This window comes from Serratia sp. PL7 (assembly GCF_945957435.1).
Genome location: NZ_CAMFLB010000028.1, coordinates 95,534 through 112,004, shown reverse-complemented (window position 1 = coordinate 112,004; position 16,471 = coordinate 95,534). Strand labels below are relative to the sequence as shown.

Here is a 16,471-nt window from a genome sequence, read left to right as displayed (position 1 = left end):
CTAAATGAGCTGGGCTTTAACAGCGACTGGATCGAAAAGTGCCTGGCGCACGAGGACGGGCGTTCGTCGCGCGGCGTCTATAACAAGGCCGAGTATGAGGTGCAGCGTCGGCATATGATGCAGCAGTGGGCGGATACCGTTGACGCCTGGATCGATGGCCGGAAGTATGCCCCCGCGCTTTTGCCGCAAGCTATGCCCTTGATGGAACTGGATCCCGCCCTTTGACCGGGCGGGATTTACGCTTGGAAACATCAGGATGTTGGGCACGCCGGATCGGCGCAGCCCGCCGTGCCGTGAGCCAAGCCTCGACCTCGGCCAGGTCCCATACGATACAACGTGGCGAGAGCGCGAACCGGCGGGGAAACTCGCCACGCTGCTCCATTTCATAAATTGTGCTGTCGGCCATCGGTACCATCTCTCGCAACTGTTGCCGCCGGATTGTTCTCCGAATTTGTGTAGTTTCGATCTTTGCCATTCTCAATCTCCTTCATTGCTGAGGCGATTGAGAATGATAGATGGTGATAGTGAAAGCCCCTTCGAAACGCATTGCGGTGTTTTCGGGCTATAGCGTACACATCGGCGGGTTCTTCCTGACTGCTAGGAGCAGCATAGGGGCGAACAGGCGCTGATGGACAAGCTCGAAACGTGTGGGGCCTGCAACAACGCCGACGCCTGCGGTAGACACGACTCCCTTCAAAAAGTGGTTTGTCTACCAATCCACAGAAAAACACGACGAGTTGAAAGCGGCGTGTTTTCAGGGGGTTGAGAAGGAAGGAAAAGAGGCTGGCGATATTCGGTTTTTCGCTCTAGGTGCAGTATAGGTGCAGAGAGCGTCGGCTAGAATCGGCGGCAAATGTGCGGGTGTGGTGGAACTGGTAGACGCGCCGGATTCAAAATCCGGTTCCGAGAGGAGTGTCGGTTCGATTCCGACCACCCGCACCACCTTTAATCTCAAGGTAAACCGACGGCCAAAAAGTTCGAATCTCACCCGGCTCGCCAGGCACTCCCTCGTGAACTCATCGATCACATTCAGCATGCGGAACCTCCGCCCGTTATGGGTGCGGTCCTCGACGAAGTCGTAGGACCAGACGTGGTTGGGATATTCCGGCCGCAGCCGAATGCAGGACCCATCGTTCAGCCACAAGCGGCCCTTCTTCGGCTGCCTGTACGGCACCTTGAGCCCCTCCCGCCGCCAGATCCGCTCGACGCGCTTCATATTCACCACCCAGCCCGCCCGGTGCAGCAAGGCCGTGATCCGACGATAACCATAGCGCCCATAGCGGGTGGCGAGTTCGACGATGTCGGCGGTCAGGGCCGCCTCCTCGGCTCGCGCCATCGGCATCTTGCGCTGTGTGGATCGATGTTGCCCCAGAACCCGGCACACCAGCCGCTCCGATACGCCGAGCTTGGCTCTGACGTGCTCGACACAGCGCCGGCGCCGGGCGGGGCTCAGAAGTTTCCCGACGCAGCTTCCTTCAGGATCAGCTTCTCCAGTGTCAGGTCAGACACCGCCTTGCGCAGCCGCTCGTTCTCCTTCTCGAGATCCTTCAGCCGCTTAACCTGGTCGCTCTTCAGGCCGCCAAATTCCTTGCGCCAGCGATAATAGGTGAATGCCGTCACCCCGATCGCCCGGATCGCCTCGGCTACCGGCCGTCCCTGCGACACCAAAACGTCGACCTGCCGAAGCTTCGAGACAATCTCTTCAGGCTTGTGCTTCTTCTGCGCCATCGCTCAATCCTCCAAAGGCTCGAAAGCCTAATTCAGGGAGGACCACTTTTCAGGGGGCAGACCAGTCGATGTCGCGCAGGTGAGCTTCATCGCGCCTATCATCGTGGATACGGCGCTCGGCGCGATCGACCGTCACATCGGCGAGTTCAAAGTGCTGGTTCACTGCAACCAGGGCCTCTCGCGGTCGCCCTCGATTGCGTTGCTTTATCTACTGAAACACACGGACGCGCTGGGGTCGCAAGATCCCGCTGCCGCACTGTTGGCGTTTCGGAGGCTCTACCCGCCGTACGCACCTGCTCAGGGCATGGCGGACTATGTGCGGCTGAATTGGGCGAAGTATTTGCAGGATGGCTAGCTCACTTTCGGAGCTGTTCCAAAGATGACCTTTCGGGAGCGGGAGCCGCGAGCCTACTTGTGACCGACTCGCGTGGAGTGTCCGCTTCCGGCACTGAACCCAAGTTCCGCTAGTGACTCGTTTCGGACCTTCAGCATGTCAGCTTCGCGTCCGCACGATAAGCTGACATGCCCGGGAGCTTCAGTCTTTTCTGGCGGAGTGCGCATTGCCCATCGGCCATATCCAGGTGTCCAACTCCGATGGCACGCAAACGCTGAAGCGGCAGCGCGACGCGGTGTTCGCGACCAACCTTTCCGGTCGATAACGTCCTGGTCATTTTGCCGAGCTTGCGGATTAGCCGCGAACCACCTGCTCAAGACCAGCCCCGGCGAGCCGGGCGGCGGCGAGCAGGCGATCGAGATCGTGCCCGTTGCGAGCGCTGGCGGACAGGCCGGCCATGACGGTGCTCATATAGTCGGTCACGCGCTCGGCCTGTTCGGGATGGCGCGCGGCGACGAAGCGATGGATCGCCTCCTCCGCCGCCGCAAGGAACGTTCCGGCCGCCTCGCGTGCCTCGCGGTCGGTGCAGCGCACACCCTCGATAACGAGGCACCCCGCCGCGTCCGGATCGGCGGCATAGCGCCGCGCCGCCGCTTCCAGCACCGCGACGAGGCATTCCGCGACCGGGCGATCGGCGTTCAGCAGATCGAACAGCGGGATCGCGCCGGTACCGGCATAGCGATCGAGAATGCGGCTGTAGAGCTCGGCCTTGCTGCCGAAGGCGGCATAGAAGCTGGGCGGGTTTATCCCGATCGCCTGAGTCAGGTGCGCGATGCTGACGGCATCATAGCCACGCGAATGGAACAGCCGCTGGGCGGTCGCGACCGCTTCGTCCGGGTCGAACAGGCGCGGTCTGCCGCGTGCGCGGGATAATTTTGTATGAACCACTACAAATACCTTGACGGGTGTTTCAAGTCGTTTATGTAGCGAGTCGTAAGTTATTGATCAAGGAAAGTCCGATGGGTGTGTTTGAGGCGAAATCCGTTCTCGTGCTGGGTGGCAGTCGGGGGATCGGCGCGGCGATCGTTCGGCGTTTTGTGGCAGATGGTGCGAAGGTGACCTTTACCTATTCCGGTTCGCCTGACGCGGCCCACGCGCTGGCGGCCGAAACGGGCAGCACCGCTGTCGAGACGGACAGCGCGGATCGCGACGCGGTGATCGCGCGCGTGAAGGACAGTGGCGCGCTCGACGTGCTGGTCGTCAATGCCGGAATCGGTGTTTTCGGCGATTCTCTGGAGCAGGATCCGGACGCAATCGACCGGCTGTTCCGGATCAATATCCACGCGCCCTATCATGCCTCGGTCGAGGCCGCGCGCCAGATGCCCCAGGGTGGCCGGATCATCGTCATCGGATCGGTGAACGGCGACCGGATGCCCGTTCCAGGCATGTCCTCCTACGCGCTCAGCAAGTCTGCGCTGCAAGGGATGGCGCGCGGGCTGGCACGCGACTTCGGGTCCCGCGGGATCACGATTAATGTGGTGCAGCCCGGCCCGATCGACACCGACGCCAATCCGGCGGACGGACCGATGAAGGAGCTGCTGCACAGCTTCATGGCGATCAAGCGCCACGGCCGGCCAGAGGAAGTCGCGGGCATGGTGGCGTACCTCGCCGGCCCGGAGGCGGGGTTCGTTACGGGCGCCATGCACACCATCGACGGCGCGTTCGGTGCCTGATCCGACCTCGCCCGCGCCGATGACCACCATCGGCATCATCGGCGCGGGCGAGGTCGGCAGCCAGATTGCCCGCGCCGCCATCGCCAACGGCTATCGGGTTGTCATCGCCAACTCGCGGGGGCCCGAAACCCTGGCCGGGCTGGTCGCGGAGCTCGGGCCGCCTGCCCGCGCCGCGACCGCTGCCGGTGCGGCGGAGGCGGGAGAATTCGTCGTGATCGCGGTCCCGCTCAAGCTGGTCAACGACATGCCCGTGGCGCAACTGGCGAACAAGATCGTGCTCGACACCAACAACTATATGCCGTGGCGCGACGGGCGCTATGCCCTCGTCGATACCGGCGCGAAGACCGAGCACGAACTGCGGCAGGACCAGCTGCCAACGTCCAAGGTCGCGAGGGCGTTCACGCATATCCAGGCACCGCGCCTGTTGCTGTCGGCGCGGCCCGCTGGCACGCCGGGGCGGCACGCGCTGTCGGTGTCGAGCGACTATCCCGAAGCGGTGGCGCTGGTCACGCGACTGTACGACCAGTTCGGCTTCGACACGGCGGACAACAGCCCGCTTAGCGAGTCCTGGCGGAGCGCTCCGGGTCAGCCCGCATGGCACGCGCACGACCATCAAACGCGTCCCGCGCTGATTGCGAACCTTGCCAAGGCGACACCGCTCCCACCGAGATAGGGCAGACTGCCTCTGCCCGACCACACCGCCCATGCCTACGAGGTCTTCGCCGTTCTCTCGCCCGCGCCGGCATCACGTTCATGTCGGCCTGCGCCTGCCGCGGTCGGTATCGCTGAGAGGGCAGCAGCGATCCGCGATCCCGCCGACAAGGCCTACGGTGTTCGACTGAAAGCGGGAGTCTGTGTGAAGAGCGGAATGTCGCCTTTCAGCCAAGTCGGTAATGACCGCTGCTGGCGCGAAGCCGAAATGCGCCGCCGATCGCCTGTCTTTCCACGCCATGGCCACCGATTATGCGACGGGCGCGCTGAAGGGGTGGGCGAGCTCGGTACGTAACGCTATTCTACGCCTGCCTTCGATCGCTCTTGCGGCCCTGCGCTGGCCAAGCCAACAGGATCGCACCGGATCGTAGCGTAGGGAAACATCGCACGCCAGCGCACAGTATCGCGCCATGGCGTAGGAAAAAGCGTGGCTCGCCGGAGTCGGTGAAAATGCGAACTTCGATCTGCCGATTCCCCTCAATCATATCCAAAGGCCCGCCGTCAAGATGCGCAAGCGTGATCGACTGAGAGCAGAAAGGATTGTCGCTGCCGGCGGGCCGATGCCGAATCTCCGAGAGCGCGCAGTGATGTTGGCGGAGAAGCTAGGCGAAGTCCGCACCCGTGATTTGACGGAGGTCGGCATTCCTCGGTGCTACTTAACAAGGATGTGCGAGGAAGGACTGTTGATCAAGGTTGGCTACGGGCGTTACCGCGCTGTTCCGCGGCGAGCCGCTTAACCGGAACGCTGCCGACCGTCAGTCCGAAGATGGGCCGAATAGGCGCACCGCGCTGTCGATGATCAGTTGGGGTCGCGGTTGGTGTAGTTGAGAGCAACCCAGGCGTATCCGACAGGGTTGCGGCGGACATGGCCGATTCCGGGGAACGCCGTATGGAGCATGGCAATCAAGGTCTCATTGCGCGCGAACTCGTCGAATGCTTCAGCGCGGAGCCGCATTAGAACTACGAACCATCACCGCTATCGATGACTTGCCGGACAGTCGGGTTCGCTTCAGGGAGCGCCAGTTCCGAAAAGTGCCGTCGGATATGATCCAGCTTGGGATCGATGTAGCGGCGGCAGAAGGGCCTGCTCGGGTCGGTTCGATAGTAGTTTTGGTAACGCTCGTCCGACGCTCTGAAACCTTTAAACGGGAGGACCAGGGTGTGCACCGCCTTGGCAGACGCGCCGGCGAAGCGGACGATCGCCTGTTCGGCCTCCGGCCGCTGGCTCTCTTCAAAGATGTAGATCGCGCTGCGGTACTTGCTGCGAGGCGAGCGGGCCCTGGCAGCGGAATGCGTTCTGAGATGCACCTCGGACAGCGTCGCCAACGGAATAACCGATGGATCGAAGGTGACGATCACCCCTTCTGACCAGGTATCTGCCGGCGCGTCCGACCGGACAAAGCCCTGGTCGACCTGGGCGACGCCGCGCAACGCCTGGAACACTCCCTCTGTGCACCAATGGCATCCCCCTCCAAAGCCGGCCTTCGCCATCATCACCTCCCACGCCGAGGCGTGAATCCTGACGTAGGTTTGCCCGGCAAAGCGCTAGCGGCTGATTTCGAAGAGGAACCACGCACGGCGCTCAGCCTCGTCCGTCCAGGCATCGATCAGGCCGGACGTCGCATTATCCTTCGCCTTGTCCGCGACGTCCTTTGCGCGGCGAAACGACTCGACCATGTGGAGATTGTCGGCGCGGAGCTCGCCCAGCATGTCCTGCGGTGTCACGAACTCAGCATCATTGTCCTTGATCGTCTGGTGGCGCGCGATATCGCCGATCGATCGAATGGTGGTGTTGCCCGTCTTTCGGGCGCGCTCGGCGATCGCATCGGTGACGGCGAGGATCTCTGCGGCCTGCTCATCAAGAAGCAGGTGATAGTCCCTGAAGTAGGGTCCGGAGACGTGCCAGTGGAAATTTTTTGTCTTCAGGTAAATCGCGTAGCTGTTCGCCAGAATGATCTTCAGAGCGTCGGCGACAGTCATCGCCGCGCATTCGTCAAGATCAGAAGGTGTCGGAAGGGCGGAGGCATTGTTGTTCGTCATCGCTTAGACTTTCTCAATCTGGCTACACGGGATCCAGCACCGATTCCCCCACGGATGGCGATGTATAGAAGATGAATTCATTGCCAGACGAAGTCCAATGGCCGGTGGCTATAGTTTCGATACCTTTGAGCGACATGCGCAGTCTTGGGGGGCCGGGCGTCGCAGGCGGACCGGTCGGCCGGGACCTCCACCTGCCCGTCAGGGGGCCGGTCGGAAATCCAGCACGAACGCGACGACCTTTTCGGCGGACATCTCGCACGGCTTCAGCAATGTTCTATCTGATGTAACGCGATAGAGGTTGAAGCTGACAATGTCGGTCCCGGCCAACTCCCTGGCGAACAGGCTGTTGCGACGTCCGTCACCGGATCGCCGGACAGTCACGCCGAAACGCCGGCCTTCGTAGGCGCCTTCGCTGTATCCCTCGGGAAGCTCCGCGAAGGCGGCATCGAACTCGGCATGCTCCATCTCAATCCAGTCGTCTTGATTCGACAGAAGCCCAAGGGTCCGAGGCCCTCGGCGCCAGTCCGCGGAGAAGGTCCGGGGCGGAGCCCTGTAGCCGACGCGGCCTGGGATGGGCGGAAAAGCCGTCCCGCGGGCGCTTGCACATGGCGCTGAGGCCGCCACCTGTCCGCCTGCTACGCAACCTCCACGCCTTTCCAGAAGGCGATATGATCCCGGATGCCCTCGGCGCCTGGCGTCGGATCTGGATAGGTCCAGGCTGCGTTCACGTTGAGCGCGTCTCCCACACGCACATGGAAGTAGCGCGCGGTGCCCTTGATCGGGCAGACGGACGTGTGCGGGCTCATCTCAAGCAGGCCAAAATCGACTGCCGACGGTGGGAAGTAGTGGTTTCCCTCGACGACGACCGTCTCGTTGCTTGTGGCGATGGTGGCGTCATTCCAGATAGCTGAGACCAACGGACTCTCCTTTCGTATTCATCAACCGGCACGGGGCTTGCGGGCTGTCTGCCCCAAGGCCGCACCCCCTCAGATGGCGGGCGGCGTGCGCCCCAGGAGTTTGTCGAGTTCGCCTCTGACATCGAGCTCGAAAAGCTCGTCGGAGCCACCGACATGCGTGCCGTTGATGAAGATCTGCGGCACGGTGTTTCGACCCGACGCTTCCGTCATGGCCTGCCGGTGAACCGGATCCGCCTCGATATCGAGTTCCTTCCATTGCACGCCCTTCTCCTCGAGGAGCATCTTCGCCCGGCGGCAGAACGGGCATCAGTTCGTGATGTACAGCAGCACATCAGTTGTCATATCGCGTCTCCGACAGTTGGAAGCGGATCGCTGTCATGGCGTTGATCTACCGTCAGCCGCGTTCGAGGAGGGCGACTGTGCCTTGACCGCCGTCGGCGCAGATGCTGACGATTGCGCGCGATCCGGGCGGCATGGCCCAAAGTTCCTTCACCGCCTGGCTGAGGTCGCGCGCGCCTGTAGCGCCGAACGGATGACCCAGGGCGACCGAGCCTCCATTGGGATTGACGCGGTCCCAGTCAAAATCGCCCATAGCCGCCTGGACACCGGCTGTCGCGCGCACCCACTCCCGATCGGTGATGGCCGCGACGTTCGCCAGGACCTGGGCTGCAAAGGCTTCGTGGATTTCCCAGAGTGCGATGTCGGAGAAGCTGAGTTGATGCCGCGCGAGCAGGCGCGGAATGCCATAGGAGGGCGCCATCAGCAGGCCCTCGGTGTGGAGATCGACGGCAGAGATCTCGTAGTCGACGAGCCGCGCGTAGGGGGTGCCCGCCGGGAGTCTCGCCACACCGGCTTCGGTAGCGACCCAACACCCGGCGGCTCCATCCGTAATCGGTGAGCTGTTGCCGGCGGTCAGGGTTCCCCTCCCGCTGTCGCGATCGAAGGCGGGCTTGAGTGCGGCCAGCCGTTCGGGCGACGTATCGGCGCGCGGGTTCGCATCGCGCGCCAGCTCAGGCAGCGAAATCACGAGATCGTCGAAGAAGCCACGTTCCCAACCAGCGACTGCCCGCTGGTGGCTCTTGAGCGCCCAATCATCCTGCGCGACGCGCGAGACCCGCCAAGCCTTGGCGGTCTCCTCCATATGATCACCCATCGTCCTTCCGGTGATCCGGTTTGCCCAGCCCTTTGTGGGGAGCACGTAGTCTCGTGGAGTCAGAGACTGGAGGGCGGCAAGCGCGGCGGTCGCATCCTGCGCAAAGAGGTCGGTGAGCCGCTTCGATGCATCGGCCGTCAGGGCGATTGACGGCCGGCTCATGACTTCGGACCCGCCGACCATGGTGAGGTCGGTTCCTCCGCCCAGCATCCCTGCCGCAGCGAAGGTCGCCGTCATGCTGGTCGAGCATGCCAGGACGACGGAGAACGCCGGAACAGTCGGATTGAGCTTGGCATCAAGCCAGGTTTCGCGAGCAATATTGCTCCAGCCCAAATTCGGGATCACGGTTCCCCAGACGAGGAGATCAGGCTCCGCCTGCGCCGCCATCGCCTGCACGACAGGCACGGACAGAGAGATGGCATCGTAGGCAGCCAACGCGCCTCCGCCGCGGCCGAAAGGCGTCCGAAGGCCAGCGGCAATGAAGACGGGTTCGGCAAAGCGGCTCATGATGATCTCCAAAATTAATCCGTGGGCTGCACGTCCACGATCGGCGGGACGCGAAGTAGCTTGCGCCGCTAGCCGCCGTAGCGCTCGGTTTTGACAATGGAGGGGTCCAGGCCGGCCAGCAGCGCGCCCTCGGTCGCGATGTTGACGAAACCGTTGGACCCGCAAACGAATACTTGTGTGGGCTTTCGGTGAAGCCGGGCCAGAACTTCTTGGACCATCACGCCGTCGATCCGTCGCGCAAAGTCCGATGCGCGGATCGGGTTCTCGCGCGTAATTGCCAGCGCCAAGGCGAATGCCGGATCGCTGCATTCGATGGAATGAAGCTCTTTTGAGAAGAGAACGTCTTCAGCGGTTCGTGCGGACAGGAGCAGCGCTGTCGGCACGACCTGGGCTAGTGCGCGGCGCTGCCGGATCATCGCCATCAACGGCACGAGGCCGGAGCCTGCCCCGATCAACAGCACTGGGTCTATGGCAGGTTCAGGCCATAGGAAATGGCCGCCGAGCGGACCACGAAGCTCGATTTCGTCGCCGATCGCCGCGACATCGTGGAAGAACGGCGAAACTTCGCCATCCGGCAGGCGCTCGATAGCGAGCTCGACCGTCGGGAACGAGATTGCCGAAGACGCAATCGAGTAACTCCGCATCGCACTGTAGCCACCGGGCGCGGTCAGCCGGACATCGACGTGCTGCCCTGCGATGTGCGCGAACGGTTTGCTCAACCGAAGGAAGAAGCTCTTGATACTCGGGGTTTGCTGGACGATTTCGTCGATCACGCATGACTGCCACGCGATTTGCGCGCCGTTTTCAGTCATTGGTGTATCGCTGCTCGCGCCACGGATCGCCATAGATGTGATAGCCGCGCAGCTCCCAGAAGCCCGCCTCGTCACGCGTTGTGAATTGCAGCGCGTTCACCCATTTGGCGGACTTCCAGAAGTAAAGGTGCGGAACCAGAAGACGCGCCGGCCCTCCATGATCGCGGGGAAGCGGCTTGCCCGCATAGTTGAGGGCGACCATCGCTTTCCCGGAGAGCAGATCCGCCAGCGGGACGTTTGTCGAGTAATTATCGTAGCAGTGCGCCAAGACGAAATCGGTGGGCCGATCGAGCCCTGCATCTGCAAGGATGTCTTCGATGAGTACGCCCTCCCAGGCGGTATCCAGCTTGGACCAGGACGTGACGCAGTGAATGTCTCGGGTCATCTTGGTCTTCGGTAGGGCGTTGAACTCGCTCCAGTTCCACACTTTGACGGGCTTCGGACCGATCTTGACGGTGAATTTCCAATCGGAGGGCTCCACGCTCGGCGTTGGCCCGGCCGTCAGAACAGGGAAATTCTCCACGAGATGCTGACCCGGCGGAATCCGATCGGACTGGTCGCCGCCTGGACCGCGGCCTGTGAAACCTCTGGTGACCATAGCGAAACCCCCTTGCTTGTCACGACAGACCAGAACCTGATTCAGTTCAGAATTCTGTAAAAGATCTTTGCGCGCACAACCGCCGAACGAGCCAATTCACTGAAAATCAGAATACCGGATTCTCTATTAGCGTAGAGAAAAGTGTTGGACCATTTTGAGTCGTGGTTGTGCGTGAAGACTATAGCGTCAGTCCAGTATGATTTCCCAATACCCTGTAGCTATAGTTTCGATAGCTTCGAATCGGCATTGCAGGCGTATCCCCGTCAGCGGATTTCGAGCGGACGCCGTCGCTTGCCAACGTTGGTGTGAGACCGGCGGGCGAGATCGCCCCTGCCAACGCGACCGCTGAGAGGTCGACTCCTCAACCGCTTGGGCGCTTATCGCCTCCATCCGGATGCTCACCCGCCGAACAGCAATAAACCGCTATTTTCGATAAACTTCTGAATCCGGCTCCGAGGTATGGAAACTATGTCGTACCGCTATTGGATATGTTGCGCGCATACCTTCATAGTCTGACACGCGAAATCTTTAAATCCTGAGTATATTTCGGAAGAAATTTCGATCTGATCGATAAGACTTCAGGATACAGCAAGCTGGAGACACCGATGAAAGCCGTTGGTTACAAGGTTCCGGGACCCATCGCCGAGGACGCCTCTCTGGTCGACATTGATCTGCCTCGGCCTGTCGCTGAAGGAGGCGATATCCTGGTTGAGGTGAAGGCTGTCTCGGTCAACCCGGTCGACTACAAAATCCGCAGCAGCACGCCGCCCGCTGATGGCGATTGGAAAGTGCTGGGATGGGATGCGGCCGGGATCGTGCAAGAGGTCGGCCCCGACGTGACGCAGTTCGCGGTAGGCGACGAGGTCTATTATGCCGGATCGCTCATAAGGCCTGGCACCAATGCGGAGTTCCATCTCGTCGACGCCCGGATCGTCGGTCGTAAACCCGCGTCGCTCGACTGGGCGGAAGCGGCGGCGCTGCCACTCACGACGTTGACGGCCTGGGAAGCCATGTTCGATCGCCTGGACGTGACGAAGCCCGTTCCCGGGGCGGCGGCGGCGATCCTCATCATCGGTGGTGCGGGTGGGGTCGGGTCGATCGCCATCCAGATCGCTCGACAGCGCACGGATCTCATCGTCATCTCCACCGCCTCTCGGCCGGAAACCCAGGAGTGGGTTAAAGGGCTTGGGGCTCATCATGTCATCGACCACTCTCGGCCGCTCGCGCCACAGATTGCCGAGCTCAACATCGGCGCTCCCGCTTTCGTGTTCTCGACCACGCATACCGAGCAGCATGCATCCGACATCGCCGAACTGATCGCCCCGCAAGGACGGTTCGGATTCATCGACGATCCCAAGGCGCTCGACGTCATGCTGTTCAAGCGCAAGGCAGTGTCGATCCACCACGAGCTGATGTTCACACGGTCGCTCTACGGCACGCCCGACATGGATGAGCAGGGCAAGATCCTCAATTCGCTGGCGGTGCTGGTGGACGACGGCAAAATTCGCACGACGCTAACCGAAAAATTGTCGCCAATTAATGCCGCCAATCTGAAGACGGTGCACGCACTGATCGAAAGTGGCGCGGCAAGAGGCAAGATTGTCCTCGAAGGCTTCTGATGACTGCCACCGCCGAACGTCTTTTCTAACCTCAAGAACGCCGGACGGATTACGCCACGGTGAAGGAAATTTCATGACGAAATCCATTGCCACCGCCTCGATCAACCGCGAAACCGCCGTCGCCCTCATCGACGCGGCGATCGCCGCGGCACGTACAATCGGCATCCCGGCTGCGGTCGCCGTCGTCGACGCCACCGGTAACCTGCGCGCGTTCGAGCGCACTGATGACGCGCCGTTTCTCACCGTCGATGTTGCCATCGACAAGGCTTGGAGTTCCGCCTCGTTTGGGTACCCGACCCATGTCTGGAACGACTATGTTTCGAACGATCCAAAAGTGGCGCCGCTGGCCTATCGCCCCCGGATGGTCGCTGTCGGCGGAGGCTATCCGATCCTGGAAGACGGGAAGTTGATCGGCGGGATCGGCATCTCCGGAGGCAACTATCAGCAGGATCAGGATGCGTGCGTCGAGGCACTCACGAAAATCGGGTTCGAGCTGCCAGCCTGACGACTTTAAGGCCATCGCCAGCGGCGGTGGCCTGCAGATGCGACCTTATGAAAGACTTTAAGATGGAAGCGTTCGTCGTCTTCACCCGCGAAGAAACCACCGATCCGGAAGAACTCGCAACCTATTCTGCAGGCGTCGGCCCATCGTTCGATGGCCACGACGTAACCTTTCTCGCCGCTTATGGCGCGATGGAGCATTTGGAGGGGCCGCCCGTCGAAGGGGCCGTAATTTTGCGGTTCCCGACGATGCAGGCCGCCCGTGATTGGTATCATAGCCCCGCCTACCAAACCATCGCTGCGCACCGTTTTGCCGGTTCCCGCTATCGCGCCTTTGTCATTGAGGGGCGGCGGTGACACACCGACGGAAGAACGGCGGGGCTGGCCACGAGGTATCGGTCGGCGAACTCGCATCCTACAACCTGTAGGGGATCAAGGCGGTGAGGTTCGCGTGCCATCGCCACACGCGACCACTCATCGGACTTCTGCATCGGAATTGGAGGATCAGATGAGCGTCGACGAACGACAAGCCCCCGAGCTGCGGGTGCAGAGATGGATTGGCGCGGATGGAGAAAGCATCGCGCCGCTCAAGCTGTCGGATCTCGGCACCGGCCCGAAAGTCCTCTTCGCCTTCCAGCACTGGTGCCGTGGCTGCCATTTGCATGGATTTCCGACGCTACAAAGGTTGCATGGTGCATTGAGCGCCAAGGGCGTGGGCTTCGCGGTGATCCAGACCGTCTTCGAAGGAGCGGATGAGAACACCTTCGAGAAGCTGCGCGTGAACCAGCTCAAGTATGCGCTTCCTGTCGCGTTCGGTCAGGACGAGCCACCTGCCGGCGCGACGCTTCCCACCTTCATGGAGGACTACCGCACGCGGGGAACGCCCTGGTTCTCCGTGATGGACGCTGGCGGCCGCATCGTATTCTCGGACTTCCATCTCGACGCCGATCAGCTCGTGAAGGGACTGGAGCTGGTGTAACCGATGCGGCGCTGGGTCATCCTGATTGCCACCCATCTCGCGATGCTCGCCATGGGCTTCGCGGGCGGTGTCTACACGCTGCCGATCCTGACCGCCCCCCAGGCCCCGGACGCGGCGGCCTTGCGGACCATCTCAGCCGAGACGCTCTACGCAGGGCGTCTGGCCCGCGATCTCAAAGGCAGCGACCTGCTTCACTGGGGGGAAGGCGAGATCCGGGTCTCGCGCGACCGTATCGCCCATATCGGGCGCCTCGCCCCTGGTCCCGACTACAAGCTCTACCTCGCACCACGTTTCGTCGACACGAAGGAGGCCTTTCTCCTAATCAAGGACAGATCAGTCCGCGTGGGCGATGTGAAGACGTTCAACGGCTTCATCGTCGAGGTGCCTGCCGGCATCGATGTCCGTGACTACAACACGGTCGTCATCTGGTGCGAAGCATTCGACCAGTTCATCAGTGCGGCAGAGTATCAACCCTCAAGTCAGGCCCGAGAACGAGCCCGGCGATGGATACCATGAGGTCGGCGGGCAAGCGCGGCCTCGTTCTCGCGCCGGTGGCGGCGCTGCTGCTGAGCGTCGCCGCTCTGCTGCTGGGCAATGGCCTGCTGAGCACGCTCCTGATCGTGAGAGCCGGCCATGAGGGGTTCTCGACCGGCGCGATCAGCGCGATGATGTCCTTCTATTTCGCGGGTTTCACGATCGGCGCGCTCGTGTTGCCACCGATCATCGTCTCCGTGGGACATGTCAGAACCTTCGCCGGCTTCGCGGCCATTGCCTCGATGACCGCCCTTCTCCATGTGGCGTTCGTGGAGCCGATCGCCTGGATGCCGCTTCGCCTGATTACCGGCTTCGCCTACGCGGGCATGATCCTCGCAACGGAGAGTTGGCTCAACGCCCACGCATTGCCATCCACACGCGGGCAGCTCCTGTCGATATTCGGAGTTGTCTCTATGGGCTCATGGGCAATCGGGCAGGCGTTACTCAACATCGCACCGCCCGCCGACGTGACATTGTTCCTCATCGTGTCGCTGCTGATATCAGCGGCGGTGGTTCCGATCACCTTGCTGCCCAGTCATCCGCCGGCCCAGGTGGAACAGGAATGGGTCGCGTTCAGGGACCTCGTCCTCGTATCACCTCTCGCTGCGGCTGGCGCTTTCCTGGCCGGCCTGGCTATCGGTGGTTTCTGGGGCATGGGCGCGAACTTTGCCCAGAGCATCGGCCTCGATGTGGGCGGTATCTCCGCCTTCATGGCTGCGGTTCTTGGTGGAACGCTCGCCTTCCATTGGCCACTCGGTTGGCTTTCGGATCGAGTGCCCCGGAATCTTGTCATCGCCGGTGCGGCGCTGGCGTCCGCAGCGTCTGCCATCGGCGTAGCGTTGGCGGTGGAAGCGCCTCTGCCGCTGCTCCTTGCGGCAGGTGCGCTGTTCGGCGGCTTTGGCATCCCGATTTATTCGTTGTGTCTCGCCGTCGCAAACGACGATCTTCCGGCCGGTCGGCTACTCGGCACCGCGCGCGGGCTTCTGTTGCTCAACGGGATCGGGACAGCCGCTGGCCCCCTAATAGGAGCAGCTGCAATGAATATCGTCGGCCCTGGCGGCCTGTTCCTTTATGCGGCGGCGTTGCTCACGCTCCTGGCAGTGCTGGCCATCGCCCGCAGGCAGCCGAGGCGCGCCAACCAGGCCAAGGCGGCCCCCCGTTCTCCGAGCACGCCGATGATAACCGGATCTCTCGATACGATGATATGCATGGAGAAGCGGGCGCAGGGCGTGCGGGATTAGCGCGGCACGGCGCCTGCACGAACCGCGGGGTCAGGCGATGATAGCTGTTACGCGAATTTCGATACGCATGGTTGGAAGCCCCAGCGCTTCGATTCCCAACTGCGTCCAGATTGGAGCGCGGTCGGGCATGTAGTGGCGATACAGCTTGGCCATTGTTTCGTTGATCACGGGAGGGAATCCACCGACGTGATAGGAATTGACGTGGACCACATGCGGCCAGCGTGCTCCGGCGGTCGCGAGCGTCCGTTCCACGTTCTTGAACGCCTGCTCGATCTCTTCCTCAATCGACTCCGGAATGACGAGATCGTCGTTCCATCCGCCCTGTCCGGAGATCTCCACGCGGTCACCAATGCGCATTGCCTGAGAATAATGAAGCGCGTCATGCAGGCGCGTCCCGTATCCGGGGGTGATGAAGAATGAAGGTGTTGTCATGAGTTTGCCTTTGATGAGCCAGGTCAATGCGGCTGCAAGTGACCGTATGCATGCAGAAAGAGATGCAGGGCGTTCGGCACTAGCGCGCCGGCTGCGGTGGAGGGCTTTATTCCACGTCTTCTACGGTGAGGTCCCGGCCGTTGAACTGCACGGTCTCCCCGGCTCGGGCACCCTCGATCGCTTCGAAGATCGGCGCCATCGTGGAAATGCCCATGAGCTCACGCCCCTGACAGGTAAACTTGCTCGTTGACACCGCGATCACAAAGTGGCGGCCGGACAGCTTGACGACAGCGCCTTCGTTGACGGCCAACTTGGGGCCGAAATCGATCGTCCTGAGCTTTTCGAGTTTATTGGCGTAGTCATGGAGCGTGTCATCGAGCGCTTCAGCGAAGTCGCTCGCGACCTCGGCCTGAGCTAGTTCGTCGTTTTCGATCGGTTCGCTCCGATCGAGCCGAGCGGTAGAGACATAGTCCAGGTAGTTTTCGCGAGCGCTGTGCAACGCTGCTGTCTCCAGCAAGAGCATAGTTTCTCGTATGTGGTCCTTGTTCCAGTCCATAATCACCTCCTAATTTTCGATGTTCTTAAAGTTCAGCCTGCAGATGTGTGGGCCAGGATGGCCAGCCTTTCCGGCT

The 16,471-nt window shown here is 61.8% G+C and carries 20 protein-coding genes, 1 tRNA gene and 3 pseudogenes; 11 read left to right on the top strand and 13 right to left on the bottom strand.

Translation table 11 applies throughout. From position 1 onward, the window contains the following. A pseudogene (locus tag N6G83_RS46775) lies at positions 1-225 on the top strand (integrase); the annotation flags it as partial. Here N6G83_RS46775 and N6G83_RS46770 read toward each other — a convergent pair. Beyond that, positions 191-475, bottom strand: a complete 285-nt coding sequence (locus tag N6G83_RS46770) for a helix-turn-helix transcriptional regulator (RefSeq protein ID WP_103243979.1) — start codon at positions 473-475, stop codon at positions 191-193. The pseudogene N6G83_RS46775 and the gene N6G83_RS46770 sit on opposite strands and share 35 nt — an antisense overlap. 382 nt (positions 476-857) lie before the next feature. Between N6G83_RS46770 and N6G83_RS46765 the strand changes: the two genes are divergently transcribed. Continuing rightward, positions 858-942 (top strand) — tRNA-Leu (locus tag N6G83_RS46765). Positions 943-973: 31 nt separating this feature from the next. Here the strand turns inward: N6G83_RS46765 and N6G83_RS46760 are convergent. Further along, a pseudogene (locus tag N6G83_RS46760) lies at positions 974-1,728 on the bottom strand (IS3 family transposase); the annotation flags it as partial. A gap of 79 nt (positions 1,729-1,807) precedes the next feature. Here N6G83_RS46760 and N6G83_RS46755 point away from each other — a divergent pair. Further along, positions 1,808-2,083 carry a dual specificity protein phosphatase family protein gene (locus tag N6G83_RS46755; protein ID WP_103243978.1) on the top strand — a complete coding sequence of 92 codons (276 nt, stop codon included), beginning with the start codon at positions 1,808-1,810 and terminating at the stop codon, positions 2,081-2,083. Positions 2,084-2,416: 333 nt separating this feature from the next. Here the strand turns inward: N6G83_RS46755 and N6G83_RS46750 are convergent, their stop codons facing one another. Beyond that, the gene (locus tag N6G83_RS46750; RefSeq protein ID WP_018429645.1) at positions 2,417-3,010 is read right to left on the bottom strand and encodes a TetR/AcrR family transcriptional regulator; all 594 of its coding nucleotides are present in this window, start codon (positions 3,008-3,010) and stop codon (positions 2,417-2,419) included. Between the two features lie 71 nt (positions 3,011-3,081). On the opposite strand from N6G83_RS46750, the gene bdcA reads away from it, so the two are divergent. Both bdcA and N6G83_RS46740 read left to right on the top strand, forming a co-directional pair. Further along, the gene (bdcA, locus tag N6G83_RS46745) at positions 3,082-3,795 is read left to right on the top strand and encodes an SDR family oxidoreductase (protein WP_026227545.1); all 714 of its coding nucleotides are present in this window, start codon (positions 3,082-3,084) and stop codon (positions 3,793-3,795) included. Further along, positions 3,788-4,468, top strand: coding sequence for an NADPH-dependent F420 reductase (locus N6G83_RS46740; RefSeq protein WP_199416583.1), 681 nt, complete (start codon positions 3,788-3,790; stop codon positions 4,466-4,468). Before bdcA ends, N6G83_RS46740 begins: the two co-directional genes overlap by 8 nt. Positions 4,469-5,466: 998 nt before the next feature. Here the strand turns inward: N6G83_RS46740 and N6G83_RS46735 are convergent. The 8 genes and pseudogenes from N6G83_RS46735 to N6G83_RS46700 form a co-directional block, all read right to left on the bottom strand. Continuing rightward, positions 5,467-6,000: a peptide-methionine (S)-S-oxide reductase gene (locus tag N6G83_RS46735; RefSeq protein WP_103243975.1), complete on the bottom strand. Its 534-nt coding sequence runs from the start codon at positions 5,998-6,000 to the stop codon at positions 5,467-5,469. A gap of 51 nt (positions 6,001-6,051) precedes the next feature. Next, on the bottom strand, positions 6,052-6,546 hold the full coding sequence (locus N6G83_RS46730) for a Dps family protein (RefSeq protein WP_018429639.1): 495 nt from the start codon (positions 6,544-6,546) through the stop codon (positions 6,052-6,054). A gap of 198 nt (positions 6,547-6,744) precedes the next feature. Further along, complete coding sequence (locus N6G83_RS46725) at positions 6,745-7,011, bottom strand: hypothetical protein (protein WP_103243974.1); 267 nt, start codon at positions 7,009-7,011, stop codon at positions 6,745-6,747. A 170-nt stretch (positions 7,012-7,181) separates the two neighbouring features. Continuing rightward, positions 7,182-7,463, bottom strand: coding sequence for a DUF427 domain-containing protein (locus N6G83_RS46720; RefSeq protein WP_046092728.1), 282 nt, complete (start codon positions 7,461-7,463; stop codon positions 7,182-7,184). A 69-nt stretch (positions 7,464-7,532) separates the two neighbouring features. Beyond that, positions 7,533-7,757, bottom strand: a pseudogene (locus N6G83_RS46715) (glutaredoxin domain-containing protein); the annotation flags it as partial. A gap of 100 nt (positions 7,758-7,857) precedes the next feature. Further along, positions 7,858-9,123, bottom strand: a complete 1,266-nt coding sequence (locus tag N6G83_RS46710) for a thiolase family protein (protein WP_033982398.1) — start codon at positions 9,121-9,123, stop codon at positions 7,858-7,860. Positions 9,124-9,191: 68 nt separating this feature from the next. Next, positions 9,192-9,935 carry a ferredoxin reductase gene (locus tag N6G83_RS46705; protein WP_044059343.1) on the bottom strand — a complete coding sequence of 248 codons (744 nt, stop codon included), beginning with the start codon at positions 9,933-9,935 and terminating at the stop codon, positions 9,192-9,194. Then, positions 9,928-10,533 carry a sulfite oxidase-like oxidoreductase gene (locus N6G83_RS46700; protein ID WP_033982388.1) on the bottom strand — a complete coding sequence of 202 codons (606 nt, stop codon included), beginning with the start codon at positions 10,531-10,533 and terminating at the stop codon, positions 9,928-9,930. Before N6G83_RS46700 ends, N6G83_RS46705 begins: the two co-directional genes overlap by 8 nt. Before the next feature lie 605 nt (positions 10,534-11,138). Between N6G83_RS46700 and N6G83_RS46695 the strand changes: the two genes are divergently transcribed. From N6G83_RS46695 to N6G83_RS46670, 6 genes are all read left to right on the top strand, one after another. Further along, positions 11,139-12,152, top strand: a complete 1,014-nt coding sequence (locus N6G83_RS46695) for a zinc-binding alcohol dehydrogenase family protein (protein WP_066117801.1) — start codon at positions 11,139-11,141, stop codon at positions 12,150-12,152. Positions 12,153-12,225: 73 nt separating this feature from the next. Further along, positions 12,226-12,657: a GlcG/HbpS family heme-binding protein gene (locus tag N6G83_RS46690; RefSeq protein WP_004357630.1), complete on the top strand. Its 432-nt coding sequence runs from the start codon at positions 12,226-12,228 to the stop codon at positions 12,655-12,657. Between the two features lie 62 nt (positions 12,658-12,719). Continuing rightward, a complete protein-coding gene (locus N6G83_RS46685) occupies positions 12,720-13,010 on the top strand; it encodes a DUF1330 domain-containing protein (RefSeq protein WP_011191344.1) in 291 nt (96 codons plus the stop codon). Between the two features lie 151 nt (positions 13,011-13,161). After that, on the top strand, positions 13,162-13,632 hold the full coding sequence (locus tag N6G83_RS46680) for a TlpA family protein disulfide reductase (protein ID WP_011191345.1): 471 nt from the start codon (positions 13,162-13,164) through the stop codon (positions 13,630-13,632). A 3-nt stretch (positions 13,633-13,635) separates the two neighbouring features. Further along, the gene (locus tag N6G83_RS46675) at positions 13,636-14,148 is read left to right on the top strand and encodes a DM13 domain-containing protein (RefSeq protein WP_004357637.1); all 513 of its coding nucleotides are present in this window, start codon (positions 13,636-13,638) and stop codon (positions 14,146-14,148) included. Continuing rightward, on the top strand, positions 14,136-15,407 hold the full coding sequence (locus tag N6G83_RS46670; protein WP_103827477.1) for an MFS transporter: 1,272 nt from the start codon (positions 14,136-14,138) through the stop codon (positions 15,405-15,407). Before N6G83_RS46675 ends, N6G83_RS46670 begins: the two co-directional genes overlap by 13 nt. Positions 15,408-15,437: 30 nt before the next feature. Here N6G83_RS46670 and N6G83_RS46665 read toward each other — a convergent pair whose 3' ends face one another. Both N6G83_RS46665 and N6G83_RS46660 read right to left on the bottom strand, forming a co-directional pair. After that, the gene (locus N6G83_RS46665) at positions 15,438-15,839 is read right to left on the bottom strand and encodes a RidA family protein (RefSeq protein WP_004099044.1); all 402 of its coding nucleotides are present in this window, start codon (positions 15,837-15,839) and stop codon (positions 15,438-15,440) included. 106 nt (positions 15,840-15,945) lie between these two features. Continuing rightward, entirely contained in the window at positions 15,946-16,395 is a 450-nt protein-coding gene (locus N6G83_RS46660; RefSeq protein ID WP_004099042.1) for a hypothetical protein, read from the bottom strand. Between the last annotated feature and the right edge of the window lie 76 nt (positions 16,396-16,471).